Origin of the sequence: Promicromonospora sp. NPDC057488 (assembly GCF_042802395.1) — a bacterium.
In the GTDB taxonomy this organism is placed as follows: Bacteria; Actinomycetota; Actinomycetes; order Actinomycetales; family Cellulomonadaceae; genus Promicromonospora.
In genome coordinates this window covers 26,034-51,316 of sequence record NZ_JBHVEG010000031.1, presented here as the reverse complement: position 1 = coordinate 51,316, position 25,283 = coordinate 26,034, and the positions used below count along the sequence as shown (strand labels likewise).

At 71.6% G+C, this 25,283-nt stretch carries 20 protein-coding genes and 1 tRNA gene; 14 read left to right on the top strand and 7 right to left on the bottom strand.

All coding sequences use genetic code 11. From position 1 onward, the window contains the following. Positions 1–38: 38 nt before the first annotated feature. Both ACFU5G_RS09195 and ACFU5G_RS09190 read right to left on the bottom strand, forming a co-directional pair. The gene (locus ACFU5G_RS09195) at positions 39–1,073 is read right to left on the bottom strand and encodes a L,D-transpeptidase family protein (RefSeq protein WP_377242909.1); all 1,035 of its coding nucleotides are present in this window, start codon (positions 1,071–1,073) and stop codon (positions 39–41) included. Positions 1,074–1,205: 132 nt separating this feature from the next. After that, a complete protein-coding gene (locus ACFU5G_RS09190; protein ID WP_377242907.1) occupies positions 1,206–2,279 on the bottom strand; it encodes an adenosine deaminase in 1,074 nt (357 codons plus the stop codon). A 185-nt stretch (positions 2,280–2,464) separates the two neighbouring features. On the opposite strand from ACFU5G_RS09190, the gene ACFU5G_RS09185 reads away from it, so the two are divergent. Continuing rightward, on the top strand, positions 2,465–4,375 hold the full coding sequence (locus ACFU5G_RS09185; protein WP_377242905.1) for a serine/threonine-protein kinase: 1,911 nt from the start codon (positions 2,465–2,467) through the stop codon (positions 4,373–4,375). 57 nt (positions 4,376–4,432) lie between these two features. On the opposite strand, the gene ACFU5G_RS09180 is transcribed toward ACFU5G_RS09185, so the two are convergent. The 5 genes from ACFU5G_RS09180 to ACFU5G_RS09160 form a co-directional block, all read right to left on the bottom strand. Beyond that, entirely contained in the window at positions 4,433–4,729 is a 297-nt protein-coding gene (locus tag ACFU5G_RS09180) for a hypothetical protein (RefSeq protein ID WP_377242903.1), read from the bottom strand. A 64-nt stretch (positions 4,730–4,793) separates the two neighbouring features. After that, on the bottom strand, positions 4,794–5,405 hold the full coding sequence (locus tag ACFU5G_RS09175; protein WP_377242901.1) for a response regulator: 612 nt from the start codon (positions 5,403–5,405) through the stop codon (positions 4,794–4,796). Then, a complete protein-coding gene (locus ACFU5G_RS09170; RefSeq protein WP_377242899.1) occupies positions 5,402–6,736 on the bottom strand; it encodes a sensor histidine kinase in 1,335 nt (444 codons plus the stop codon). Before ACFU5G_RS09170 ends, ACFU5G_RS09175 begins: the two co-directional genes overlap by 4 nt. Continuing rightward, positions 6,726–7,595: an ABC transporter permease gene (locus tag ACFU5G_RS09165; RefSeq protein WP_377242897.1), complete on the bottom strand. Its 870-nt coding sequence runs from the start codon at positions 7,593–7,595 to the stop codon at positions 6,726–6,728. The genes ACFU5G_RS09170 and ACFU5G_RS09165 overlap by 11 nt, the downstream gene beginning before the upstream one ends. Next, a complete protein-coding gene (locus ACFU5G_RS09160) occupies positions 7,595–8,491 on the bottom strand; it encodes an ABC transporter ATP-binding protein (protein WP_377242895.1) in 897 nt (298 codons plus the stop codon). Before ACFU5G_RS09160 ends, ACFU5G_RS09165 begins: the two co-directional genes overlap by 1 nt. Positions 8,492–8,719: 228 nt before the next feature. Between ACFU5G_RS09160 and ACFU5G_RS09155 the strand changes: the two genes are divergently transcribed. The 13 genes from ACFU5G_RS09155 (at position 8,720) to rpoB (ending at position 25,207) form a co-directional block, all read left to right on the top strand. Continuing rightward, a tRNA-Trp gene (locus tag ACFU5G_RS09155) sits at positions 8,720–8,795 on the top strand. Between the two features lie 101 nt (positions 8,796–8,896). After that, positions 8,897–9,142, top strand: coding sequence for a preprotein translocase subunit SecE (secE, locus tag ACFU5G_RS09150; protein ID WP_020016096.1), 246 nt, complete (start codon positions 8,897–8,899; stop codon positions 9,140–9,142). Between the two features lie 247 nt (positions 9,143–9,389). Beyond that, complete coding sequence (gene nusG / locus ACFU5G_RS09145; RefSeq protein WP_121385084.1) at positions 9,390–10,208, top strand: transcription termination/antitermination protein NusG; 819 nt, start codon at positions 9,390–9,392, stop codon at positions 10,206–10,208. Positions 10,209–10,283: 75 nt separating this feature from the next. After that, entirely contained in the window at positions 10,284–10,715 is a 432-nt protein-coding gene (gene rplK / locus ACFU5G_RS09140; protein WP_020016098.1) for a 50S ribosomal protein L11, read from the top strand. 83 nt (positions 10,716–10,798) lie between these two features. Beyond that, a complete protein-coding gene (gene rplA / locus ACFU5G_RS09135; protein ID WP_377242893.1) occupies positions 10,799–11,515 on the top strand; it encodes a 50S ribosomal protein L1 in 717 nt (238 codons plus the stop codon). A gap of 275 nt (positions 11,516–11,790) precedes the next feature. Next, positions 11,791–12,423 (top strand): RNA polymerase sigma factor, encoded by a 633-nt coding sequence (locus tag ACFU5G_RS09130; RefSeq protein ID WP_377242891.1) that lies wholly within the window; start codon positions 11,791–11,793, stop codon positions 12,421–12,423. Continuing rightward, on the top strand, positions 12,414–12,974 hold the full coding sequence (locus ACFU5G_RS09125; RefSeq protein ID WP_121385087.1) for a hypothetical protein: 561 nt from the start codon (positions 12,414–12,416) through the stop codon (positions 12,972–12,974). Before ACFU5G_RS09130 ends, ACFU5G_RS09125 begins: the two co-directional genes overlap by 10 nt. An 86-nt stretch (positions 12,975–13,060) precedes the next feature. Beyond that, on the top strand, positions 13,061–14,587 hold the full coding sequence (locus tag ACFU5G_RS09120; RefSeq protein ID WP_377242889.1) for a S8 family serine peptidase: 1,527 nt from the start codon (positions 13,061–13,063) through the stop codon (positions 14,585–14,587). 15 nt (positions 14,588–14,602) lie between these two features. Next, on the top strand, positions 14,603–17,209 hold the full coding sequence (locus ACFU5G_RS09115) for a CHAT domain-containing protein (RefSeq protein WP_377242887.1): 2,607 nt from the start codon (positions 14,603–14,605) through the stop codon (positions 17,207–17,209). Between the two features lie 141 nt (positions 17,210–17,350). Continuing rightward, on the top strand, positions 17,351–19,948 hold the full coding sequence (locus ACFU5G_RS09110; RefSeq protein ID WP_377242885.1) for a CHAT domain-containing protein: 2,598 nt from the start codon (positions 17,351–17,353) through the stop codon (positions 19,946–19,948). Positions 19,949–20,277: 329 nt separating this feature from the next. Next, entirely contained in the window at positions 20,278–20,808 is a 531-nt protein-coding gene (gene rplJ, locus ACFU5G_RS09105; RefSeq protein ID WP_121385091.1) for a 50S ribosomal protein L10, read from the top strand. Positions 20,809–20,892: 84 nt separating this feature from the next. Then, positions 20,893–21,276 (top strand): 50S ribosomal protein L7/L12, encoded by a 384-nt coding sequence (rplL, locus tag ACFU5G_RS09100; RefSeq protein WP_285100977.1) that lies wholly within the window; start codon positions 20,893–20,895, stop codon positions 21,274–21,276. A gap of 418 nt (positions 21,277–21,694) precedes the next feature. Next, positions 21,695–25,207 carry a DNA-directed RNA polymerase subunit beta gene (gene rpoB / locus ACFU5G_RS09095; RefSeq protein WP_026365830.1) on the top strand — a complete coding sequence of 1,171 codons (3,513 nt, stop codon included), beginning with the start codon at positions 21,695–21,697 and terminating at the stop codon, positions 25,205–25,207. Positions 25,208–25,283 lie beyond the last annotated feature (76 nt).

The window sequence follows — 25,283 nt, the reverse complement described above, 5'->3', positions numbered from 1 at the left end:
GCTCAGGTCCCTCCGGGGACCTGAGCGTCTGACACGTTCTAGTAGACGACGACCGGCGTGCCCGACGGGGCGCCCCAGGTGTCCCAGATCCAGTCCATCGCGCTGTTCGACACCCGCACGCAGCCGTGCGACGCAGGGAACGCCGGCACCGACGCCGAGCCGTGCACCGCGATGCCGCCGGTGAAGAACTTGGGCCGCCACATGTCGCCGAGCTCCAGGCCCGACGCGTACATCCGGTTCTCCTCGCGGTAGACCGCGAACGACCCGCGCGGCGTGTACGCCGTGTAGGTGTTGCCCTTGGCCTGGTACGTCTCCCCGTTGCCGGACGACGCGTTGATGACCTTGACGACCTTGCCGTTCTCGACGGCGAGCACGAGCTGCCGGTCGATGTCGATCTCCAGCACCTTGCCCGACGACGTCTGCGCCTTCGGCACCACGCCCTTGTCGGCCGCGGACTGCGTGGCGTCACCCACCACGCCGTCCCGGTACAGGCCGCCGGCCTTCTGCAGCGCGAACACCGCCTGCTGCGTCTCGCCGCCGTACGCCTTGTCCACGGAGGTCACGAAGTACCCGAGGTCCTGCAGCCGCTGCTGGAGCTTGCCCACGCGGGTGCTGGTCTCGCCGTACTCGATGTAGTCGGGCTTCTCCGGCTCGTCGTCCTTGCCGCCCTTGCCGTTGTCCTTGTCGTCGGACTTGCCGTCGCCCTTGCCCTCGTCGGAGCCCTTGCCGGAGTCGCCGTCGTCGTTCGCGTCGTCGCCCGACCCGTCGGTGCCCTCGTCGCCCTGGCCGGACCCCTCGTCCGCACCCTCGCTCGCGTTGTCCGACGGCGTGGCGCTCGGCTCCGCCTCCTCGGACGGCTCGCTCGCCGTCGGCTCAGGGGTCGGCGAGCTCTCCTGGGGCGTCGCGCTCGGCGAGCTCGTCGTCCGGTCCGCGTCCGCCGGGGGCTCCTGGTCGTCGCCGCAGCCCGACAGCAGGGTCGCCGCAAGCGCGACCGCGCCCAACGTGCCCACGATCCTCTTGCCCACGGCCCGGCTGACCACGCCGTGGCTGGACCTGCTGTGCACAACCCGCATCGTGACTCCTCCTCGACCGCGCCTGCTGGGGGTGGCGCGGCACAACACCCGCGAGACGACGTCGTCCCCCCGCGAGTGTCCTGTATCTGTAGCCGACGCGCGGCGGATCAGGATCGTTGGGACAGTCGATCGTCACCCAATCGTGACTGTTCCGCCCGCGGGGAGCCGAACCGGCGCGCCGGCGGGGTCGGGGGCCAGCAACCAGGCGTCCACCTCGGCCAGCAGTCGCGCCTTGGTCGACGACGACGCCCGGCTGGCCCGGATCGACGACGCCGCCAGCCCCGCGAGCTCCGCGTCCGTGAACCCGTGCGCGTCGCGCGCGATCTGGTACTGGTCCACGAGCCGCGACCCGAACAGGAGCGGGTCGTCCGCGCCGAGCGCCACGACCGCGCCCGCGTCCACCAGGGTACGCAGCGGCACCTCGCTCGCCTCCCCGTACACCCCCAGCCCGATGTTCGAGCCCGGGTTCACCTCCAGCGCCACGCCGCGGTCCACGATCTCCGCGAGCACCCGCGGGTCCTCTGCGGCTCGCACGCCGTGCCCGATCCGGTCCGGCACCAGCTCGCGCAGGACCTCGCTGATGTGGTCGGGGCCGAGCAGCTCCCCGCCGTGCGGCACGGCGGCCAGCCCGGCCCGGCGAGCGATGTCGAACGCGGCACCGAACTGCGACGTCTCACCGCGGCGCTCGTCGTTCGACAGCCCGAAGCCCACCACCTCGCCGACGCCGTCGCCCGCGTACCGGGCGGCGAGCCGCGCCAGCGTGCGCGCGTCGAGCGGATGCTTCATGCGCGACGCCGCGATGATCACGCCCACCTCGATCCCGTACGCGGCGCTCGCGGTCCTGGCGGCGTCGATGACGATCTCGACGGCCGGCGTGATGCCGCCGACGAAGGGTGCGTAGGAGGTGGGGTCGACCTGGATCTCCAGGCGGCCCGAGCCCTCCGCGGCATCGTCGGCCGCGGCCTCGTGGACCAGGCGGCGCATGTCGCCCTCGGACCGCACGCAGGCGCGCGCGGCGTCGTAAAGGCGCTGGAAGCGGAACCAGCCGCGCTCCGTGGCGGGCAGGCGCAAGGGGTCGTTGTCGATGAGCGCATCGGGCAACCGGACGTTGTACGCGGCGGCCATGTCGACGAGGGTCGGCACCCGCATGGATCCGGTGAAGTGCAGGTGGAGGTGCGCCTTGGGAAGAAGTGCGAGGTCGCGCATCTGCGTAGTCTGGCAAAGCAGCGTGCTGCTGGCAGCCGCGATCGTGATACTCCGCACTACTCACACACATCGCGCCGACCATCTTTGGTGTGCGCGCGCTCCGCTACGTATCCTGAGAAGAACATGCCGCAGATAGCCGAAATGACTGATTTGCTCGATCCGCAACGATGGACACCGGTGAACCAGTGACTGAGAACAACACGGGCGAGGCCGACGCAGCCGACCTCCCGGTGCACGTCGTCCTCGGGGGCCGGTACGAGCTGGTCGACGTCCTCGGCACGGGCGCCACATTCACCGTCTACGACGCGCAGCGGGTAGCGGCCCCGGAACCCGAGCCGAACGACGAGGACGCGGAGTCCGAGGCGGCCGACGCGGCCGACGCATCCGAGGCGGACGACGCCGGTGCGGACGGCGAGGCCGCGGCCGCCGACGGCGACGAGGCGAAGGCCGACGAGGCCGAGGCCGACTCCGGCGACGGTTCCGGCAGCAAGGACGGCGAGCCGGGCGCGGACGCCGAGACCGACGTCGACGGCGAGCCGGCCGCCGGGCCCGAGTCCGAGGCCGAGTCCGAGGCCGATCCCGACGCGACGGCCGAGATCACCGAGCCCGCGGAACCCGAGGTCGACCCCTTCGACGGGCCGCTCGTGGTCAAGGTGCTGCACCCGCACCTGGTCGACGACCAGAACGCGCGGGCCTCCCTGCAGCGCGAGGTCGACGCGTCGGCGCTCGTGACGCACCCGGGCGTCGTGAAGGTCCTGGACTCCGGCGAGGAGGACGTCGCGGGCGCGAGCGTCCCCTGGACGGTCATGAACCGCGTGCCGGGCGTCTCCCTGTCCGACTACGCCGGGGACAGCGGCCTGCCCTGGCGGGACGCGCTCGTGATCATCGACGGCCTGCTGGAGGGCGTCGCCGCGGTGCACGCGGCGGGCCTGGTGCACCGCGACATCGCCCCGCGCAACGTCATGGTCGACAGGCACCCGGACGGCACGTTCGCCGTGGGCCTGCTGGACCTCGGGCTCACGCGACCGGCGGGCGGCGAGGGCGACGGCGACACGGTGGCCGGCTCGGTCATCGGCATGTCGCCCGAGCAGGCGCGCGGCAAGCCGCTCGACGCCCGGAGCGACATCTACGCCGTCGGCGCGCTCGCGTACTACACGCTGACCGGGCACGCCCCGTTCGAGCGGGCGCAGGCCGAGGACGTGCTCCGGGCACACGTGAACGCCCCCGTGCCCGCGGCGTCCGCGCGGCGCGCGTCCGTCCCGGCGTCCGTGGACCGCCTCGTGTCCCGGGCCATGGCCAAGGACCCGAACCGCCGGTTCCCGACGGCCGAGTCGATGCGCGAGACCGTCACCGTCCTGCTCGGCGGCCCCGCGGGCCGGATGGGCACCAGCGGCGAGACCATGCAGCTTGGCGTGGGCGCGGGCGGCACCGAGGTGATCGACCCGGTGACCGGCGCGCCCAGCTCCGGCACGATGGTGCTGGGCCAGGCCACCGACCCGGAGGACCGCACGACCATGGTCGCCGCGGTGGGGGCCGCCGGCGCCGCCGCGGCGCTCGGCGCCGACCCGGCCGCCGCGTCCGTGCCGCCGCCGGTCGCGCCGCCGGAGGAGAAGCGCACCTTCTGGCAGAAGATGACCACCGGCCGCGGCCGCGTGATCACGATCATCGTGTTCGCGCTGCTCGTGTTCGGCGGGGCCGGCCTGGTGATCGCGAACATGCTGGGCAACAACGGGACGCCGGAGGTGATCCCGACCGAGAGCCCGACGACGCGGGAGCCGTCGCGGTCGCCCGAGCCGTCGACGACCCCGAGCGAGACGGAGGAGGTGGCCCCGCCACCGGAGTTCACCCCGCGGCCGACGCCGACCCCGTCGCCGACCCCCACGCCGTCGCCCACTCCTACGCCGTCGCCGACCCCGACGCCCACGCCGACCGAGGAGCCGACGGAGGAGCCCACCGAGGAACCGACGGAGGAGCCGACGAACGAGCCCACGGAGCAGCCGACGAACGAGCCGACCACCCCGGTCGAGCCGTCGACCAACCCGAGCGGTGGCGTCCAGGCCGACGGCGGCACCACGCAGCCCGCAGGCAGCCGCTAGCCGCTAGCCGCAATACGGAGGGCGCCCTGGTCTCATGACCGGGGCGCTCTCCGTGCGTCACAGCTCCTTGAGACGCTCCTTCAGGGCCATGGCGGCGCGCGCCCGGAGCATGGGGCCCTCGGCCTCCTCGTCGGACGCCGCCTCCGCGACCGTCGCCATGTGCGCTGCGAACCGCGCGTCCGCGGCGGCCAGGGTCGCGTCGGGCGCGGCCCGGAAGGCTTCGCTGACGTCGTCCAGCGCGCCGTCGTGGAAGGTCACGCCCATGGTGTCGATCGGCAGCACCATGTCGTAGATCGCCGACGCGACCGCCGCCTCGACGCGTGCTGTGATGTCGATTTCGCCCGAGTTGTTCATGCGGGCAACCTATCGGCCGCCCGTCACGCCGTCCTGGAAAGACGCCGTCGTCCGTCCCTGGGGGTCAGGCGATCCAGCCGCGTTCCCGGGCCACCGTCACGGCGGCGGTGCGGTCGGCGACGCCCAGCTTGGCGAACGCCCGGATGAGGTGCGTCTTGACCGTTGCCTCGGTGATCGACAGCTCCCGCCCGACCTCGGCGTTCGACCTGCCGCGCGCCACGAGCGTCAGGACCTCGGTCTCCCGCGCGGAGGGCCGCTCCGACGCGGTGCGGACCGAGCTGACCAGGCGCGTCGCCACGCTCGGCGCCAGCACCGTCTCGCCCCGGGCCGCCGCGCGGATGCCCGCGACGAGCACGGCCCGCGGCGTGTCCTTGAGCAGGTAGCCGGTCGCCCCGGCCTCGACGGCGCGCAGGATGTCGGCGTCGGTGTCGTACGTGGTCAGCACCACCACCCGGGGCCCGGTGCCCACGATCCCCGCGGTCGCGGAGACGCCGTCGAGCACGGGCATCCGTAGGTCCATGAGCACCACGTCGGGCGCGAGCTCCCCGGCCAGCGCGACGGCCTGCTGCCCGTCGGCGGCCTCGCCCACGACCTCGAGATCGTCCTCGACCGCGAGCATGCCCGCCAGTCCCGACCGCACCACCGGATGGTCGTCCACCACCAGCACCCGGATCATCGCGCCACCCCCTGTGTCCCGTCCTCCGCCCGGACGGCTGCCTCGCCGTCCGATGCCGTGCCCGTGCCCGCATCCGCGCCCGTGCCGGGCACGGCGGCGTCGACCGGGACCCGCGCGCGCAGGGTCGTACCGCTGCCGGGCGTGGACTCGACCGACAGCGTGCCACCCACCGACCGCACCCGGTCGCGCATCCCGGCCAGCCCGAACCCGTCGTCGACGTCGGGGCCGAAGCCGCGCCCGTTGTCGGCCACGGTGAGCGTCACCGCCCCCTCGGCCTGGGCCAGGCGCACCAGGACGAGCATCGCCCGCGCGTGCCGCCGGACGTTCGACAGTGCCTCCTGGGCGGCGCGCAGCAGGACCACCTCGGTCGCCGGCGGCAGCGGTCCCACCCCGCTGGCCTCGAAGCTCACCACCTGGTCCGTCTCCAGGGCGTACCGGTCCGTGAGCCGCCGCAGCGCCTGCGGGAGCGAGGCGTCCTGCAACGCCACCGGGGCGAAGGCCGCGACCAGGGCCCGGGCCTCGGCCAGGTTCTCGCGCGCCGTCTCCTCCACCACGTGCAGCCGCTCCCGCACGGCGCCGTCGTCCCCGTGGTCCAGGGCCGCCGTCGCCGCCTGCGCCTGCATGACCACGCTCGTGAAGCCCTGGGCCAGCGTGTCGTGGATCTCGCGGGCGAGGCGCTCGCGCTCGGCCACGACACCCGCCTCGTGGTTGGTCCGGGCCAGCTCCGCCTGGGCGGCGCGCAGCTCGTCGAGCAGGCGCGCGTGCTCCTCGGCGCGCCGCATCGCGAGGTGGAACCAGAGCCCCAGCCCGATCGCGAACAGGAGCGTCACGACCATCTGCGGCACCACGTCGAGCACCACGTCCGACGCGAAGTCGTAGGCCGCGACGATGCCGATCGTCACCGACGCGGTGAGCGCCGCACAGCCCACCACGCCCTGCTTGATCGACTCCAGCAGCATCCACACCTGCGCGAACGCGATGAACATCAGGAACGTCGCCACGCCGGCCTGTGAGACGGCCACCCCGGTGGCCAGCACCAGCACCACCAGGTAGGCCAGGGCCGGACCCCGCTGCCGGGTCCGCGCCGCGCGGGCACCCCACAGCAGGTACGCGCCCACGAGCGCCGCCAGCGCCGCACAGGCCACCACGAGGTGCGTGCCGCGCGTGCCCTCCAGCACCAGGGCGGCCGCGGTGAGCGCGACGATCACGCCGAACGCCGCGTCCCACCACCGCACCTGCTGCTCCCACCCGGCGTACAGGAGATCGGCGGAGTGCCCGACACCCGCCGCGTCGTCGGCGCGCCCTGCTCCGCGGGCCTCGTCAGCCGTCATCGTGCCGTCGCCACCGGAACGTCCGGGTGCCGACCACGAGCGCTACCACCAGCCATGCCGCCAGTACAGCAGCCGTCGCGCCGTGCTGCCAGGAGCCGGCCGGCTCCGCCGCCGCGAACGCCTCCGGCAGGAACACCGACCGCATGCCCTGCGCGATCCACTTCAGCGGGAAGATCGACGACAGGTCGAGCATCCAGCCCGGCAGCTGGGTCACCGGGAAGAACACGCCCGACGTGAACTGCAGCACCAGGAGCGGCGTGACCACCACGGCGCTCGCAGACCTGCCGGAGCGCGGCACGGACGAGTACGCGACGCCGCACACGGCGCCCGCCGCCGTCCCCAGCACGAACACCCACGCGAAGGTGATCCAGTGCGCTGCGTCGTCGGGCAGGGGCACGTCGAACGCGAGTGCCGCGACCGCGAGCAGCAGCGCGGTCTGCGCGAGCACGGTGACCAGCGACAGGAACACCTTGCCCAGGAAGTACGACGTCGCGGGCAGCGGCGTGGCACGCAGCCGCTTGAGCGTCCCGTCGTCGCGCTCGACGGCGATCGACATCGCGAGCGTCTGGTAGGTCGAGAGCATGACGCCCGTCGCGACCATGCCGGGCAGGAAGTACTGCGCGAAGCCCACGGTGACGCCCTGGGAGACGATCGGGTCGTCGTCGCCGAAGACCGTGGAGAAGATCGCGAGCATGATGATCGGGTAGGCGAACCCGAAGACCATCGAGTCGCGCTCGCGGAGGAACTGCAGCAGCTCCACGCCGCCGCGTACCAGGCCCAGCCGGATGGTGCCGGGCAGTCGCCGGGCGGTGCTCGCCCCGGTCCGGGCCCTCGTGCTCGTCGCAGCAGCCGTGCTCATCACGCCGCCTCCTCGGTGTTGATGGTGCTCTCGCCGATCAGGGACAGGTAGACGTCCTCGAGCGTCGGACGGGTCACGGACAGGCCGGGCACCTCGCCGTCCGGCCCGGCCGCGGCGATCAGGCGCGCGACGGCGGCCGTGGGCCGGTCGGTCCGCTCGGTGCGGCGCACGCCCTCGTCGTCCCACGCGACGACCGGCGTGCGCGCCCCGGGTCCCCCGAGCGTCTCGGGCGTGCCCTCGGCCACCACGACGCCGTCGCGCACGACGAGCACGCGGTCCGCGAGCTGCGCGGCCTCGTCGAGGTAGTGGGTGGTCAGCAGGATCGTGGTGCCGTCGTCGCGCAGCCCGGTCACGAGGTCCCAGAAGGAGCGCCGGGCCTCCGGGTCGAAGCCGGTCGTGGGCTCGTCCAGGAAGAGCAGCTCGGGCCGGCCCACGATCCCGAGGGCCACGTCCAGCCGGCGCCGCTGCCCGCCGGAGAGCCCACGCGTCCGTGCCTTCGCCTTCTCCGCGAGCCCGACGGCGGCGATCACCTCCGCCGGGTCGCGCGAGTCCGGGTAGGCGGCTGCCGTGGAACGCACCTTCTCCAGGACCGTGAGCTCGCTCAGGTCCCGGGAGTCCTGCATGACCACGCCGATCCGGGCGCGCCAGGCGCGGCCCGCGTGCCGGGGGTCCTCGCCGAGCACGGCGACGTCGCCGTCGTCCCGGTCGCGGAACCCCTCGAGGATCTCGACGGTGGTGGTCTTGCCGGCCCCGTTCGGGCCCAGCACCGCCACGATCTCACCGTGGGCGACGTCGAGGTCCAGGCCGGCGACGGCGTCCTTGAACCCGGTACGGGCGGTGCCGTACCGCTTGCGGAGGCCGCGTACCCGCACGGCCGACGATCCGGTTGTCTCCATGTCTCGAGCATGCTCCGCGGGGCCCCTTCCGTGGGACGCCCGTTCGGCTGCATCTCGTGTCCGTCGTCCGGTGGACAGGGCTCACCCGGTGACCTGCGCGGGGCCCTGAGGAACGAGTTCGACCTACGGCGCTGGGTACCGTACAGTTGTGCCTCGGTGATCGATGCTCACCTGATGCGGCGCGCCCCTCCAGGGCTCGCGGTGGTCAGGACCGGGTATCGGACACATAGGGTAGTGGCGCAATTGGTAGCGCAGCGGTCTCCAAAACCGCAGGTTGCAGGTTCGAGTCCTGTCTACCCTGCCAGCGTGAACCCCAGCGGGGCCGCGCGCAGCGGGCCCACGTGAGTGGACCTGGAACGGCAGTCCGCGCCGCCTGGCGCGCCGGGCCACAGGAGTGGGGTAGCAGTGAGCGACACCGAGGTGATCCAGAGCGCCGCGGAGCGTCCGAGCAAGGGCGGCGGCAACATCTTCGCCCGGATCGCGCTCTTCGTGCGCCAGGTCGTGGCCGAGCTCAAGAAGGTCGTCTCGCCGACGCGCTCCGAGCTCATCACGTACACGACCGTCGTGCTCGTCTTCCTGGTCGTCGTCATGATCTTCGTGGTGGCCCTGGACTACGCCTTCGGCATGCTGGCCGGCTGGGTCTTCGGCTGATCGTCCCTCTCGGAGACGACGGCTGAGGCGGTCGTCGGCGGGCCCGTCTGACGGGCCTACGCCGGTCCGGGTGCGCCGGACCCACTCATGCGGCACGCTGCGCAGTACTTCGCTGTGATCGTTCTCGCCCGTCGCTGATTGTCCCTTCGCGGTACTTTCGCGCGACAATGGCCGGACACAGCTCGTAGAAGTACGCACACCCGTGCCGGGCGCAGCCCCGGCGCACGAAGAGAAAGCAGGTTCGTTCGTGTCCCAGGACTCTCTGGACCAGACGGAGAACGTCTCGCCGGCCGACGGCGACGAGACGGCCGTCGACGCGCCCCTGGACGCCGAGAACGCTGACGTGCCTGCGGACGCCGAGACCCCGGCCGAGACCGTCGAGGACGAGGTCGAGGACGACGCCACCGACGAGCGCCCCGCTGACGCCGACGGCGACGTCATCGTGGACGAGGTCGAGGAGTTCAAGCGAACCCTCCGTGGCCAGTTCGGCGACTGGTACGTCATCCACTCGTACGCGGGTTACGAGAAGCGCGTGAAGACCAACCTCGAGAACCGCATCCAGAGCCTGAACATGGAGGACTACATCTTCCAGGTCGAGGTTCCGATGGAAGAGGTCGCCGAGATCAAGAACGCGCAGAAGAAGATCGTGAGCCGGGTGCGCATCCCGGGCTACGTCCTCGTGCGCATGGACCTGACCGACGAGTCGTGGGGCGCCGTGCGACACACGCCGGGCGTCACGGGCTTCGTCGGGCACACCCACCAGCCGGTGCCGCTGAGCTTCGACGAGATCTACTCGATGCTCGCGCCGTCGATGCTGCCCCAGGCCGGTCAGCAGGTCGGCCAGCAGGCCCCTGGTGGCGGCACGGTGACCAGCTCCGGCAAGGCTCCGGTCCACGTGGACTTCGAGGTCGGCGAGTCGGTGACCGTCACGGACGGTCCGTTCGACACGCTGCCCGCCTCGATCTCCGAGATCAACGTCGAGGCCCAGAAGCTCAAGGTCCTCGTCTCCATCTTCGGCCGGGAGACCCCGGTCGAGCTGGGGTTCAACCAGGTCGCCAAGATCTGATTCGTCCGTACCCCAGCATTTGCAACCGGGTCATCGCCCACGGCGTAGGCCCAGCCAACAGAAGGTAGTGAACGCATGCCCCCGAAGAAGAAGGTCTCCGGCCTCATCAAGCTGCAGATCCAGGCCGGCGCCGCGACGCCGGCTCCGCCGATCGGCCCCGCGCTGGGTCAGCACGGCGTGAACATCATGGAGTTCTGCAAGGCGTACAACGCGGCGACCGAGTCGCAGCGCGGCAACGTCATCCCGGTCGAGATCACCGTGTACGAGGACCGCTCGTTCACCTTCATCACGAAGACCCCGCCGGCCGCCGAGCTGATCAAGAAGGCCGCCGGTGTGGCCAAGGGCTCCGCGACGCCGCACACGGTCAAGGTCGCCTCGATCACGAAGGACCAGGTCCGCGAGATCGCGACGACCAAGCTTCCTGACCTGAACGCGAACGACCTCGACGCCGCGTCGCTGATCATCGCGGGCACCGCCCGCTCCATGGGCATCACCGTTTCCGAGTGATCCCCTCCCGGGGCGCCAGTCCCGGGACCGAAACACCACAGTGGCAGGGCCGGTCGGCCCGCTACGACCACAAGGAGAGAAACATGGCAAAGCGCAGCAAGGCGTACCTCGCCGCCGCGGAGAAGATCGACAGCGAGGCGCTGTACGCGCCGCTGGACGCGATCCGTCTGGCCAAGGACACCGCCACGGTCAAGTACGACGCCACCGTCGAGGTCGCGTTCCGGCTGAGCGTGGACCCGCGCAAGGCGGACCAGATGGTCCGTGGCACGGTCAACCTGCCCAACGGCACGGGTAAGACCGCCAAGGTCATCGTGTTCGCCAACGCCGCCAAGGCGGAGGAGGCCCGTGCGGCCGGTGCCGACGAGGTCGGTGGCGACGAGCTGATCGAGAAGGTGGCCGCCGGCTACACCGACTTCGACGCGGCTGTCGCCACGCCGGACCTCATGGGCAAGGTCGGTCGCCTCGGTAAGGTGCTCGGCCCCCGTGGCCTCATGCCGAACCCGAAGACCGGCACCGTGACGATGGACGTGACCAAGGCTGTCACCGACATCAAGGGCGGCAAGATCGAGTTCCGTGTCGACAAGCACGCGAACCTGCACTTCATCATCGGCAAGGCCTCGTTCTCCGAGACCCAGCTGCTGGAGAACTACGTCGCCGCGCTCGACGAGGTCCTGCGCCTCAAGCCGTCGTCGTCGAAGGGTCGCTACATCAGCAAGGCGACCATGACCACCACGATGGGCCCCGGCATCCCGCTGGACCAGAGCAAGACCACCAAGCTTCTCGAGGAGCTCTCGGCCTGATCCGAGCGCCCCGAAAGCGCAGAGAGGCCCGCATCCCGCAAGGGGTGCGGGTCTTTTTGAATTTTCATCAGGATCATGTATCGAACCGGGTGGTCCCACCTCTTGTCTGATGGGCGGCAGGAAGCCGACGTGAGCCGAGGAGAGAGGAGTGCCTGATGGGCGCTGTTTTCTACCTCCCCGGATCCGTGTGCTCGGCCGTAGACTCGGTTGGTCCAAGCGCTCCACGTCCAGCACGCGACGTGGAAACATCCGCCAGCAGAGAATCCCGTGGTGCAATGACAGGATCAAGGGAGGCCCTGCCCGACGTCGACGGGTCCGGTCTCACGCTCGGTGATCGCGCCGCGATCGCCCTGACCGAGTACCGCGCCGGAAACCACCAGGCGCTCGGCGACCTGGTGCGCGAGGCGACGCCGCTGCTGTGGCACACGGTCCGTGCGCAAGGGGTCGACCGCGATGCCGCGGACGACGTCGTGCAGAGCACCTGGGTCGCGCTGGTGCGCCACGCCGAGTCGATCGCCGAGCCGAAGGCCGTGCTGAAGTGGTTGCTGGTGACCGCGAAGCGCGCCGCCTGGGAGGCGGTGCGCAAGCACCGTGACGACGAGAAGCGCCGTACCGAGCTGCCGGACGACAGCCCCGAGCATCCGATGGCTCTCCCCGCGAACGACCCGCCCCCGGACGCCGAGGTGCTGCGCGACGAGCGCGACCGCATCCTGTGGACGTCCCTGAAGAAACTGCCCGGACGCTGCCAAGAGCTGCTGCGTCTGGTCTCGCTCGCCGACCGGCCGGACTACCGGTACATCTCGGCGGCGATCGGAATGCCGATGGGTTCCATCGGTTCGACTCGCGGCCGCTGCTTGGCGAAGCTGCGCACCATCCTCGATGAGCAAGGGGACTTCTCGTGGACCTGACGCCGGAACCCAACCAGGACGACGAGGCCGTGGGGCACCTCTCGTTCGACCCGAAGGGCGTGCTGGACGCCGAGGACGGCGCCGTGCTGACCCGGCTCGCCCGCGCGGTCGGGGCCGTGGACCCGGTGCCGGAGGGGCTCGTCGAGCGGTCGCTGTTCGCGATCACGCTGGCCGGCCTCGAGGCCGAGCTGATGGAGGCCGTCTACCTCGACGCCCCGCTCGCCGGCGTCCGGGGGGCCGCAGCAGCGGCCCGGGCCGACGACGCGGCGCCCGCCGAGGCGAAGACCATCACCTTCACGCACGACTCGCTGACCGTGATGATCACGCTGTCCCCGTCCGCCGGCGGACGGGTCCGGATAGACGGCTGGGCCGCACCCGCGGCCGGCCTGGACGTGGAGCTGCACCGCCCCGGGGTCGACGTCGTCACGACCGCCTCCGACGAGGACGGCCGGTTCGCCTTCGACTCGGTGGAGCGAGGGCGCGCGAGCCTCGTCGTCCGCCGCACCGACGGTGGTGGCGGTGCCGTGAGCACGCCGATCATCGAGCTGTGAACCGCTGAACTACCCACTGTGTGTGATCTGGCCGAGGGGCGCGGCGGGATCTGTCGAGCAATCGTCTTCGATGGAGAGGTACTGCTGTGAGCGAGCCCATGCCTGAGCCCGAGCTGCGCGTCCGCGACCACGCCGGGGGGTGGCGCCCGGTCCGAGAGGTCGACCCGGAGTCGTACCGGCTCCCCGGTGGCGGTCGCGTCGCGCCGACCCGATACGTACAGGACCGCGTGATCGTGCGGGGCGACGCCGAGGGCGGCCACAACGCTCTGCTGGACCTGATCACCGCCCGCGCCCGCGAGCAGGGCATCACTGTGACGACCAGCGACTTCGTCCAGGCGCAGTCCCGCGCAGGCGCCGGAGTCCTTGGCGGGCGGCCCGACGTCGAGGTGCGGCTCGACGACGTCCGGGACGACTGGGACGCGCTGGGGCTGATGGCGGCCGTCGCAGAGGACGCCGGCGAGGGTCGTGCTCGGCTGACGCTGGATCACGTGATCACCGGACACAAGAACAAGGGCGGCTTCGGCGACCCCGACGAACGCATTCCGGCGGTCTACCCGGGTGCTGCCCCGGTCCGTGCCCTCGACGGGGCCTCACCGCTCGTGACAGCCGGGGGAGTCGAGCGGCCCGTCGTCGCCATCCTCGACACCGGGATCGGTGCCCACTCCTGGTTCGACGAGCCCCGTACCGTGGTACTGCGCGACGCGCTCCTCGACGGTCAGCCGATCGGCACGTTTCCCGAGGAGGACGTCGACGCCGAACGGGACGGCCGCCGGGACGGGCCCGCCTCCCCTCTCGACACGTTCGCGGGCCACGGCACGTTCATCGCCGGCGTGGTGCACCAGATCTGCCCCGACGCGGCCATCTTGCCCGTTCGCGTTTACGGCGGTGCGGGAACGGTGTCCGAGTGGGACTTCGCGCGTTCGCTCGAGAGGCTGCTCGAGTTCCACCTGCGAGGCCTCGCTCGTGTTCCGGGCTACTTTCCGGTCGATGTCGTGGTCATCGCCAGCGGCTACTACCTGGAGCACCCCGAGGACGACGACGACTACGAGGGCATCTACCGCGGGCGGCTCCGTGACCTGCGCCGGGCTGGCGTCCTCGTCGTCGTCTCGGCGGGCAACGACGGCTCGGCCCGCAAGTCGTTCCCTGCGGGCTGGGCGCCCCCCGTGCGGCGGACCGCCGAGGGCACCACACCCGTGGACCCCGGCGACCTGACGTCGGGCCATACACCGCTAATCGCTGTCGCGGCATCCAACCCGGACGGTACTCTCGCAGCGTTCAGCAACGACGGACCGTGGGTCGCGGCAGTGCGACCCGGTGTCAACGTGCTGAGCACGATGCCTACGACGTTCGACGGTGCGCTGCGGGGCGAGCGGACTGCGGACGGTTTGCGGCACACGATCGATCTGGACGACTTCACGCGTGGGTTCGGTACGTGGAGCGGTACGTCCTTCGCGTCACCGCATCTCGCCGCGCAGCTGGCCGCGGCGCTGTATGCGCGGCGCAGCGCAGGAGAGGTGGCAGCCCAGGACCCGCAGGGCCGTGTCCGTGATGCCTGGCATGCTGTCGTCGAGGTGGGCGATCTCTACTCGGAGATGCCTGGAGTGCCAGTCTGACGTCGTGAACGGGGGGTGAGCAGCATCGATCTGGTCGCACTCACCGAGCGGTTCGAACGAGCGCGCGAGTGGAACCTCCGCGCGCGCCCGAAGGTGGCCTTCCGTGAGTTCCGGGACCTGCTGGAAGACCTCGGACGGGAGGATCGGACAGCACTCGACGACACGGCACTGGAAGCGTGGGTCTGGCTCACCGCGCGGTCCTGGATGGGTCTGGCGCAAGCAGAGTTCGCGCTGTCGGGCGACGCGAGGGCGGCGATCGCCTCGCTCGACAGCGCCGTCGCCGCGGCAGGCGCCCTTACCGGTCCTGAGCGCGAGCATGTCGAGGCGGTCGCCGCTGGGCAGCGAGGAATGATCCTGCTCCACGCCGGTCAGATGCGCGAGGCGATCCCGCTCTTCGACAGGGTGCTCGAGGTGAGCCATCACGAGGCTCATCGTGACCGGGCGATGGCGCACCTGAATCGTGGCGTGGCCTACTCGGACCTTGGTGCCTTCGACCAGGCGCTGGCCGACGACCTGGCGGCCGCGCGCCATGCCGAGGCGTCGGACAACCACAGGCTGGTCGCCTTCGCCCGGCACAACGCCGGCTTCGATCTGAGCATGCTCGGAGACCTTCCCGCGGCGCTCGCCGAGATGGCGGCCGCGAGGGCACTCGCACCGGACCAGGACGACGGCATCCCTTTGCAGGGGCGCGCCGAGGTCCTGTACGGGGTAGGGCTGCTCGAGGAGGCGGAAGCCCTCCTGAGCGAGGCGATACCGCAGCTGCTCAAGGCCGGCCTCCGCACCGACCGCGCCATCGCCGAGTACTTTCGCTCCAGGTGCCTGCTCGCGCTCCGACGCTTCGACGAGGCGGCCGCGCTCGCGGTGCGAGCCCGGCAGCACTTCCTGGCCGTCGGTTTCGAGCAGTGGGCGTCGCTGGCTCGCGTCCTCGAGCTCGAGGCCGCACTCGCGCCCGTCCGGAACGACGCGCAGACGCTGCCCCAGGTGGTCGTCCGGCGCAGAGCGGCGCAAGCGCTCGCCGTCGCCGTCGAGGGCGATGCGGCAGGTCCTGTGCTCGGTCAGCACCCCGGTCATGCGGCGAGGCTGGTCGCGGCGCAGTGGCTGCTTCTGGCCGGAGACCGGGCCGGTGCCCGGTCGACGCTCGCCGAGCTGCCGCGAGGCCTGGTCAACGCTCCGCTGACCATGCGCATCCAGCACTACACCGCTCGCGCGGAGCTGGCCTTCGCCACGGGGGACCGGGCAACCGGCCTGCGCGCCGTCCGCTCGGGCCTGGGGCTGCTCGCCGACCACCGCAGCCGGCTCGGGTCCGTCGAGTCCGTCACGGCCGCCGCGGCGCACGGCGTCGACCTGACCCGCGTGGACGTCGTAGCGGCGGTCCGCACCGGCAGGCCCGCTGCCCTGTTCGACGCCCTGGAACGTGGTCGCACCACGTTCGCGGGGACCGGCCGCGTCACCCCGCCCGACGACCCGGAGGCGGCCGCGCTCCTGACCGAGGCGCGCGGGCTGCTGGCCCGGGCCCGCGAGCTCGGCACCGGCGACTCCAGGGAGCGCGAGCGGCTCACCCGCCGTGCGAGCCGCATCCAGGACGAGGTTCGCGAACGGTCCTGGCGGCACGCCGGCAACGCCGGAGCAGTGCGGCGCCCGGTCACCGCCCGCGAGCTGCGTGGTGTCCTCACCGGGACCCGTCGCGACAGCGTCGTGGCCAACTTCGTCGTGATGGACGGCACGCTCCGCTGCGTCCGCGTCGACGCCGCCGGCGTCACCACCGTCGACATCGGCTCGGCCGACGACGTCATCGAGCACGTCCGCCGCCTGAACGCCGACTTCGCGATGGCCGCCAACGACCTGATCCCGGCCCCCCTGCGCGCCGCGGCCTCGTCCTCCCTGGCCCGCAACCTCAAGGCGCTCGACGCCGTCCTGCTCGCGCCGCTGCGCGCCGACGGCGACCTCTACGTCGTGGGCCGCGAGCCCCTGCTCAGCGTCCCGTGGGCCGCCCTCCCGTCCCGCGGCGGCCTGCGGACCTCCGTCAACTCGTACGTCGCGCGCGGCCGCGCGCACGCCCGGCCCACCGGTGAGCACCGGCTGCTCGCCGCTTCCGGCCCCGGCGTCCCCCACGGCGCCGCCGAGGCGCGCGGGGTGGGGGAGCAGTGGCCCGGCGCGACCGTGCTGACCGGCAAGGACGCCGTCACCGAGCAGGTCCGCACTGCGCTCGCCACCCACGACGTCGTCCACCTGGCCACGCACGGTCAGCACGACGCCGACAACCCGCTCTTCGCGAGCATCGAGCTCGCCGACGGCCCGCTGTTCGCCCACGAGCTCGACGGCACGCCGCTGCCCGGCTCGGTCGTGATCCTGTCGTCCTGCGAGGTCGGCGGTTCCACCCAGGTGCTCGGCGGCGAGCTCCTCGGCCTGACCTCGGTGCTCCTGCGCCTGGGCGCCCGCGCCGTCATCGCCTCGGTCGCCAAGCTCTCCGACGAGCTCGCCGCCCGCGTCATGCCCCGCCTGCACGCCCACCTGCGTGAGACCGACGACCCGGAGGCGGCGCTCGCGGCCGCGCTCCGCGACGTCGCCGAGCCCGTGCCCCTGGTCTGCTTCAGCTCGGTCGAGGGGCTCGCCGCCGGGTGATATCGCGACACCATGCCAATTCTTCACCCGGGACAACTCGCTGACCTGCACCGTCGTGGCAGGCGATGACAGGCCGCCCCGCGCCCCGCTATCGTTTCCCGCCCGGTGTCCCTCGGGCCACCGCGAGGCAAGGGGACAAGCATGTGGCCGGAACTTGAGGCGGAGCTCCTGGCCGCCCGGGATCTGAACGCCCGGTCGCGGCCCGGCGACGCACTGCCACGGTTCCGGGACGTGCTCGACCGGCTCCGGGTCATGGACCTCGCCGAGCTCGGCACCACCGACCGCGAACGCTGGGCCGAGGGCATGGTGCGGTCGCTGGCGGGCCAGGCGGTCGCCGTCCACTCCGTCGAGGACACGCTGGACAAGCCCCTCGCCCTGCTCGACGACGCCGACGGCCGCGCGGACGCCGCACCACGCCGGGTCCGCCGGCGGCTCTCCGCCGTCGTCGACGGCACCCGGGGCCTGCTGCTGCAGCGCTCCGGCCGGCTCACCGACGCGCTCGCGGCCTTCGACCGGGTGCTCGCCGACGCGGACCAGCTCCCCGCGCGCGACTACGCGACCGCGCTGCTGAACCGCGGCGCGACCGCCATCGAGCTCGGCCGGCTGGACGCGGCGCTCGCCGACTTCGACGCCTGCCACGAGGCCGCGGGTCGCGCCGACCTGCCCGGCATCGCCTCGCTCGCCCTGCACAACACGGGCTTCGTCCGGTACGCGCTCGGCGACCTGCCGGGGGCGCTGCAGGCCATGGCCGCCGCACGCGCCGTCGACCCGGAGCGCGCCGACGGCGTGCTCGACATCGGCCGCGGCGCAGTCCTCTACGAGGCCGGCCTGCTCGAGGACGCCGAGCAGGTCCTCACCCAGGCGATCTCCCGCATGGTCGTCCCCGGCCGCGCCCAGCACCGCGCGGAGGCCGAGTACTTCCGCGCCCGCTGCCTCATGGCCCTGCACCGCTGGGACGAGGCGCGCACGGCGGCCGCGTTCGCGCGGCGGTACTACGTCGGCGTCGGCCACCCGCAGCGGGCCGCCGTCGCGCGCGTGGCCGAGCTGGAGGCGATCCTCCTGCCGATCCGCCGCGGCGAGGCCCCCGTGCCCGACGACGCCCGCCGGCGTGCCGAGCAGGCCCTCCAGGCCGCCGAGGCGGGCGACGAGGTGGACCCGCTGCTCGGGCAGCGCCCCGGCCTGAGCGCACGGTTCGTCGCCGCGCACTGGTACCTGCTGGCCGGTGACGTCGACGCGGCCCGCGCCGTCCTCGGCAGCCTGCCCGACGGGATGGCCGACGCCCCGCTGTCCACCCGCATCCAGCGGCAGACCGTCCTCGCGCAGCTCGCGTTCGCCTCCGGGGACCGGTCCGCCGGCATCGACGCCGTGCGTACGGGCCTCGGGCTGCTCGCCGACCAGCGCGTGGGCCTCGGCTCGGTCGAGTCCGTGACCGCCGCGGCGGCGCACGGCGTCGACCTGCAACGGACCGACGTCGAGGCCGCGCTGCGCACCGGCCGGCCGGACTGGCTGTTCGAGGCGCTCGAGCGCGGCCGGGTCACGTTCGCCGGGATGGGCGGCACCACCGCACCCGACGAGCCCGCCGTCGGCGCGCTCGTCACCGAGGCTCGCGGGCTCGTCGTCCGGGCGCGCACCCTCACCGACCGGGACAGCGCCACCGAGCGCGCCCAGCTCTTCGAGCGGTCGCGCCGGCTCCTGGCCACGGCGCGCGAACGCGCCTGGCACCGTACCGGCGCGGACCCCGGCCCCGCCGAGGACCGGCCGGCCACGGCGGAGGAGGTCCGCGACCTGCTCGCCGCCCGCGACGACGGCGCCGTCGTCGCCAACTACCTGGTGCTCGACGGCGTCCTGCGCTGCGTCCGCGTCGACGCGCACGGCGCGCGCACCCTGGATCTCGGGCCGCTGGCCGAGGTCACCGAGCGCGTGCTGCGCGTCCGAGCCGACTTCGGCGCGTGCGCCAACGAGCACGTGCCCCCCGCCCTGCGCGACGCCGCCCGCCGCTCCCTGGCCCGCAACCTCGGCGCGCTCGACCGCCTCCTGGCCGTGCCCATGGACGCCGACGGCCCGCTGTACGTCGTGGGCCGCGAGCCCATGCTCGGCGTGCCGTGGACGGCACTCCCGTCCCGGCGCGGCCGGCGCACGACCGTCCGGTCCTTCATGGCGCGCGGCCGCGCGCACCCTCGCCCGGAGGGCAGGCACCGGCTGCTGGCCGCGTACGGCCCCGGCGTCGCGCTCGGCGCGCGCGAGGTCCAGGCCGTCGGGGAGGTGTGGCCGGGCGCCACGGTCCTCACCGGGAGCGCCGCGACCACGGCCGCCGTGCGGTCCGTGCTCGCCACCCACGACATCGTGCACCTGGCCACCCACGGCAGGCACGACGCCGACAACCCGCTCTTCGCCTTCGTCGACCTCGCCGACGGGCCCCTGTTCGCCCACGAGCTCGACGGCACCCGGCTGCCCGGGTCCGTGCTCGTCCTGTCGGCCTGCGAGGTCGGCGGCTCGTCGCAGGTGGTCGGTGGCGAGGTGCTCGGCCTGTCGTCCGTGCTGCTGCGCCTCGGCGCGCGTGCCGTCGTCGCCGCCGTCGCCCCGCTGTCCGACGCCGTCGCAGCGCGCGTGATGCCCAGGTTCCACGCTCACCTGCGCGCCACCGACGACCCCGAGGCCGCGCTCGCGGCGGCGCTCGCGGACGAGCCCGAGCCGGTGCCGCTGGTGTGCTTCGCGTCCCTGGAGGGCCTGGAGCGCTGAGGCTCCGGGGACGGCCGGGAACAGGGGAGTGGCTGTGTGGCGCAGGCCACCACTCGCCGCGTGCGGCCGCACGCGCGGAGCCATGTATAGTTCTCGGGTAACCCAAGACCGCCGGTCGTCCGACGCCGCCCGCTCCTTCCGAGCACAGGACGGAAGAAGACCGAAGTCCCGCTGAGAGCGGGGGCCTGCGCAGGTGACGAACTCGAGTGCGGTTCTACCGCGCGAACCGAGCCCCGTGCACCTGCGCCGGGGCTCTTTTTCTCGTTCCGGGGCGACGCCCGGGGCCCAGTGCCCCAGGGGACGGTGGTACCACCACCGGAAGGATTGCCATGGCGAGGCCGGACAAGGCAGCCGCTGTCGCAGAGCTCGCGGACAAGTTCCGTGACTCCAACGCGGCCGTGCTGACCGAGTACCGCGGGCTCACCGTCGCGCAGCTCAAGGAGCTGCGTCGGTCGCTCAGCGGCAACGCAACCTACGCCGTGGTGAAGAACACGCTTACGGGGATCGCGGCCAAGGAGGCCGGTGTCGAGGGTCTCGACGCCGACCTGAAGGGCCCCTCCGCCATCGCATTCGTGACCGGGGACCCGGTCGAGGCTGCGAAGGGTCTGCGTGACTTCGCCAAGGCGAACCCTGCTCTGGTCATCAAGGGCGGCGTGCTGGACGGCGCCGCGATGTCCGCTGCAGAGATCACGAAGCTCGCGGACCTCGAGTCCCGCGAGGTTCTGCTGGCCAAGGTGGCCGGCGGTCTGAAGGCCACGCTGACGCGTGCTGCTTACGCCTTCACCGCTAAGCCCGCCCAGGTCGCCCGTGTCATCGATGCCCTGCGTCAGAAGCAGGAATCGGAGGGTGCTGCCGCCTGACCAGGTGGCAGTGCCAGTTCACAACCCCCTGCTTCTCGCGGGTCCGCACCGGCCCGCGAAGCGCCAACTGAAAGGAACGCCATCATGGCGAAGCTCAGCACCGACGAGCTCCTGTCCGCCTTCGAGGAGCTCACGCTCATCGAGCTCTCCGACTTCGTGAAGGCCTTCGAGGAGAAGTTCGACGTCACCGCCGCCGCTCCGGTCGCCGCTGCCGTTGCCGGCCCGGCCGCCGCTGCCGCTGAGGCCGTGGAGGAGAAGACCGAGTTCGACGTCATCCTCGAGGCTGCCGGCGACAAGAAGATCCAGGTCATCAAGGAGGTGCGCGCGCTCACGTCCCTCGGTCTCAAGGAGGCCAAGGACCTGGTCGACGGCGCGCCGAAGCCGGTTCTCGAGGGCGCCGACAAGGACGCCGCCGAGAAGGCGAAGGCCGCCCTGGAGGGCGCCGGCGCCACCGTCACCCTCAAGTGACCTCAGGCACCACCGCCTTCGGGCTGGTGTGACGGCAGCCCGGGCTCGTCCCGGGCGCCGTCCCGCCGAACGTAGAGGCCCGCACCCCTCGGGGTGCGGGCCTCTCGCGTGCTCTGGATCGTCCGTCCGGGCGCCTGGTTCCGCGGCACGCGCCTCACCAGTGCGGATACGCAACGTTTCGAGGTTTACCACAGTCTCGAGGTGCGGGCGCTAGGGGGACTGGACATACTAGAACCAGATAGGTATGCTAGCGCTTTGCGCCCGCGTGTGCCCTCGACGCCTCCCCCTGCTTCCCGAAAGTCCTGGTCGCATCCCCCTCGTGGTGGGATGCCCACCGGTGACCGGTGAAGTCCGGCAGAGCTTCCTGCAGCACCGCAGAGCGTACAGCGTTCACCCGAACTGCAGGGAAGGACCCCTCTTGGCTGCCTCGCGCACCCCTTCAGCTCCGTCCGCCGAAGCCATTGCGAACCGTACCGCTTCCCGTCGCGTTTCTTTCGCAAAGATCTATGAGCCACTCGAGGTCCCCGACCTGCTTGGCCTGCAGACCGAGAGCTTCGACTGGCTCCTTGGTAACCCAGCCTGGCAGGGCCGGGTAGAAACTGCCAAGGCGGCTGGTCGTAATGATGTCCCGGAAACCTCCGGACTGGAAGAGATCTTCGAGGAGATCTCCCCGATCGAGGACTTCGGCTCCTCGATGTCCCTCTCCTTCTCGAACCACCGCTTCGAGCCGCCGAAGTACACGGCGGACGAGTGCAAGGAGAAGGACTTCACCTACGCGGCCCCGCTGTTCGTCACCGCGGAGTTCGTCAACTACACCACCGGTGAGATCAAGAGCCAGACCGTGTTCATGGGCGACTTCCCGCTCATGACCGCGCGCGGCACGTTCATCATCAACGGCACCGAGCGCGTCGTCGTCTCGCAGCTGGTGCGTTCCCCGGGCGTGTACTTCGAGCGCACCCCGGACAAGACCAGCGACAAGGACGTCTTCTCCGCGAAGATCATCCCCTCGCGTGGTGCGTGGCTCGAGTTCGAGATCGACAAGCGCGACGCCGTCGGCGTGCGCGTCGACCGCAAGCGCAAGCAGTCCGTCACGGTGCTGCTCAAGGCCCTCGGCATGAGCGAGGCCGAGATCCGCGAGCAGTTCGCCGAGTTCCCGTCGGTGCTCGACACGCTCGAGAAGGACCACGTCCACACCGAGGACGAGGCCCTGGTCGACCTGTACCGCAAGATCCGCCCGGGCGAGCCGCCCACGGTCGAGGCCGGCCGCGCGCTGCTCGAGAACTTCTACTTCAACCCGAAGCGCTACGACCTGGCGAAGGTCGGCCGCTACAAGGCGAACAAGAAGCTCGGTGTCGACGCGGAGCTTGCTGACTCCACGCTGTCGCTGACCGACGTGGTCCACACGATCAAGTACCTCGCGTCGCTGCACGCGGACAAGACCACCATGGACGGCGTCCGCAACGGTCAGCCCGTCGAGGTGCGCGTCGAGACCGACGACATCGACCACTTCGGCAACCGTCGTATCCGCGCCGTGGGTGAGCTCATCCAGAACCAGGTGCGCACGGGTCTGTCCCGCATGGAGCGCGTCGTTCGCGAGCGCATGACCACGCAGGACGTCGAGGCCATCACGCCGCAGACGCTGATCAACATCCGTCCGGTCGTGGCGTCGATCCGTGAGTTCTTCGGCACCTCGCAGCTGTCGCAGTTCATGGACCAGAACAACCCGCTGGCCGGTCTGACGCACAAGCGTCGTCTGAACGCGCTGGGCCCGGGTGGTCTGTCCCGTGACCGCGCCGGCATGGAGGTCCGTGACGTCCACCCGTCGCACTACGGCCGCATGTGCCCGATCGAGACCCCTGAGGGTCCGAACATCGGTCTGATCGGCTCGCTGGCGTCGTTCGGTCGCATCAACCCGTTCGGCTTCATCGAGACGCCGTACCGCAAGGTCGAGAACGGCAAGGTCACCGACAACATCGAGTACCTCACGGCCGATGACGAGGACCGCTACATCATCGCGCAGGCCAACACGCCGCTGCTCGAGGACGGCACGTTCGTCCTCGACCGCGTCCTGGTCCGCACGAAGGGTGGCGAGACCAACGACATCCCGGGTGCCGAGGTCGACTACATGGACATCTCGCCGCGCCAGATGGTGTCGGTCGCGACGGCCCTGATCCCGTTCCTCGAGCACGACGACGCCAACCGCGCCCTCATGGGTGCCAACATGCAGCGCCAGGCCGTGCCGCTGGTGCGGTCCGAGGCCCCCGTGGTCGGTACCGGCATGGAGCGCCGTGCGGCGGTCGACGCCGGCGACGTCATCGTGGCGACCAAGCCCGGTGTGGTCACCGAGGTCTCGGCCGACCTGGTGCTCGTGGCGAACGACGACGGCACGACGGGCTCGTACCGCGTGCACAAGTTCGTGCGCTCCAACCAGGGCACGAGCTACAACCAGCGCGTGCTGGTCGACGAGGGTGCGCGGGTCGAGGTCGGCTCCGTGCTCGCGGACGGCCCGGCGACGGACGAGGGCGAGCTCGCGCTCGGCCGCAACCTGCTGGTCGCGTTCATGTCGTGGGAGGGTCACAACTACGAGGACGCGATCATCCTGTCGCAGCGCCTCGTGGAGGACGACGTCCTCTCCTCGATCCACATCGAGGAGCACGAGGTCGACGCCCGTGACACCAAGCTCGGCCCGGAGGAGATCACGCGGGACATCCCGAACGTCTCCGAGGAGGTCCTCGCGGACCTGGACGAGCGCGGCGTGATCCGGATCGGTGCCGAGGTCGGCGCCGGTGACATCCTGGTCGGCAAGGTCACCCCCAAGGGTGAGACCGAGCTGACCCCGGAGGAGCGCCTGCTGCGGGCGATCTTCGGCGAGAAGGCGCGCGAGGTGCGCGACACCTCGCTCAAGGTGCCCCACGGCGAGCAGGGCACGGTCATCGCGGTGCGCGAGTTCAACCGGGAGGACGGCGACGAGCTGCCCGCCGGCGTGAACCAGCTGGTGCGCGTGTACATCGCGCAGCGCCGCAAGATCACCGTCGGCGACAAGCTGGCCGGCCGCCACGGCAACAAGGGCGTCATCTCGAAGATCCTCCCGCAGGAGGACATGCCGTTCCTCGAGGACGGCACGCCGGTCGACGTCATCCTGAACCCGCTGGGTGTGCCGGGCCGTATGAACGTGGGCCAGGTGCTGGAGACCCACCTCGGGTGGATCGCCAAGCAGGGCTGGGACGTCTCGCTGGCCGAGGACAAGGGCGGCGAGTGGCTGGAGAGCCTGCCCGAGGTCGCGCACAAGAGCGAGCCGAGCCGGCCCGTCGCCACCCCGGTGTTCGACGGACTGGAGGAGGTCGCGCTCCGCGGTCTCTTCGGCGCCACCCTGCCCAACCGTGACGGTCAGCGGATGGTCAACCAGGACGGCAAGGCGCAGCTCTTCGACGGCCGCTCCGGCGAGCCGTTCCCGGAGCCCGTCTCCACCGGCTACATGTACATCCTGAAGCTGCACCACCTGGTCGACGACAAGATCCACGCGCGTTCGACCGGTCCGTACTCGATGATCACGCAGCAGCCGCTGGGTGGTAAGGCGCAGTTCGGTGGTCAGCGCTTCGGTGAGATGGAGGTGTGGGCGCTCGAGGCGTACGGCGCCGCGTACACGCTCCAGGAGCTGCTCACCATCAAGTCCGACGACGTCCCGGGCCGGGTCAAGGTCTACGAGGCGATCGTCAAGGGCGAGAACATCCCCGACTCGGGTATCCCGGAGTCCTTCAAGGTGCTTCTCAAGGAGATGCAGTCGCTGTGCCTGAACGTCGAGGTGCTCTCGAGCGACGGTGTCTCCATCGAGATGAAGGAGTCCGACGACGAGGTGTACCGCGCCGCTGAGGAGCTCGGCATCGACCTCTCCCGGCGGCCGAACGCCGCCTCCAGCGTCGACGAGATCTGATACCAGGCCGCGCCCGTGCACCGGGCGCGGACCTGGACACCCCGAGGATTTTCGAGAACTTCAGGAAGTAGGACAC

Bases quoted from the DNA above. Each gene is read 5' to 3' on its own strand.
- ACFU5G_RS09165 (WP_377242897.1), bottom strand. From the start codon at position 7,595: ATGAGCACGGCTGCTGCGACGAGCACGAGGGCCCGGACCGGGGCGAGC.
- ACFU5G_RS09110 (WP_377242885.1), top strand. From the start codon at position 17,351: ATGTGGCCGGAACTTGAGGCGGAGCTCCTGGCCGCCCGGGATCTGAAC.
- ACFU5G_RS09160 (WP_377242895.1), bottom strand. From the start codon at position 8,491: ATGGAGACAACCGGATCGTCGGCCGTGCGGGTACGCGGCCTCCGCAAG.
- ACFU5G_RS09130 (WP_377242891.1), top strand. From the start codon at position 11,791: ATGACAGGATCAAGGGAGGCCCTGCCCGACGTCGACGGGTCCGGTCTC.
- ACFU5G_RS09195 (WP_377242909.1), bottom strand. From the start codon at position 1,073: ATGCGGGTTGTGCACAGCAGGTCCAGCCACGGCGTGGTCAGCCGGGCC.
- ACFU5G_RS09175 (WP_377242901.1), bottom strand. From the start codon at position 5,405: ATGATCCGGGTGCTGGTGGTGGACGACCATCCGGTGGTGCGGTCGGGA.
- ACFU5G_RS09180 (WP_377242903.1), bottom strand. From the start codon at position 4,729: ATGAACAACTCGGGCGAAATCGACATCACAGCACGCGTCGAGGCGGCG.
- ACFU5G_RS09190 (WP_377242907.1), bottom strand. From the start codon at position 2,279: ATGCGCGACCTCGCACTTCTTCCCAAGGCGCACCTCCACCTGCACTTC.
- rplK (WP_020016098.1), top strand. From the start codon at position 10,284: ATGCCCCCGAAGAAGAAGGTCTCCGGCCTCATCAAGCTGCAGATCCAG.
- rplL (WP_285100977.1), top strand. From the start codon at position 20,893: ATGGCGAAGCTCAGCACCGACGAGCTCCTGTCCGCCTTCGAGGAGCTC.
- rplJ (WP_121385091.1), top strand. From the start codon at position 20,278: ATGGCGAGGCCGGACAAGGCAGCCGCTGTCGCAGAGCTCGCGGACAAG.
- ACFU5G_RS09170 (WP_377242899.1), bottom strand. From the start codon at position 6,736: ATGACGGCTGACGAGGCCCGCGGAGCAGGGCGCGCCGACGACGCGGCG.
- rplA (WP_377242893.1), top strand. From the start codon at position 10,799: ATGGCAAAGCGCAGCAAGGCGTACCTCGCCGCCGCGGAGAAGATCGAC.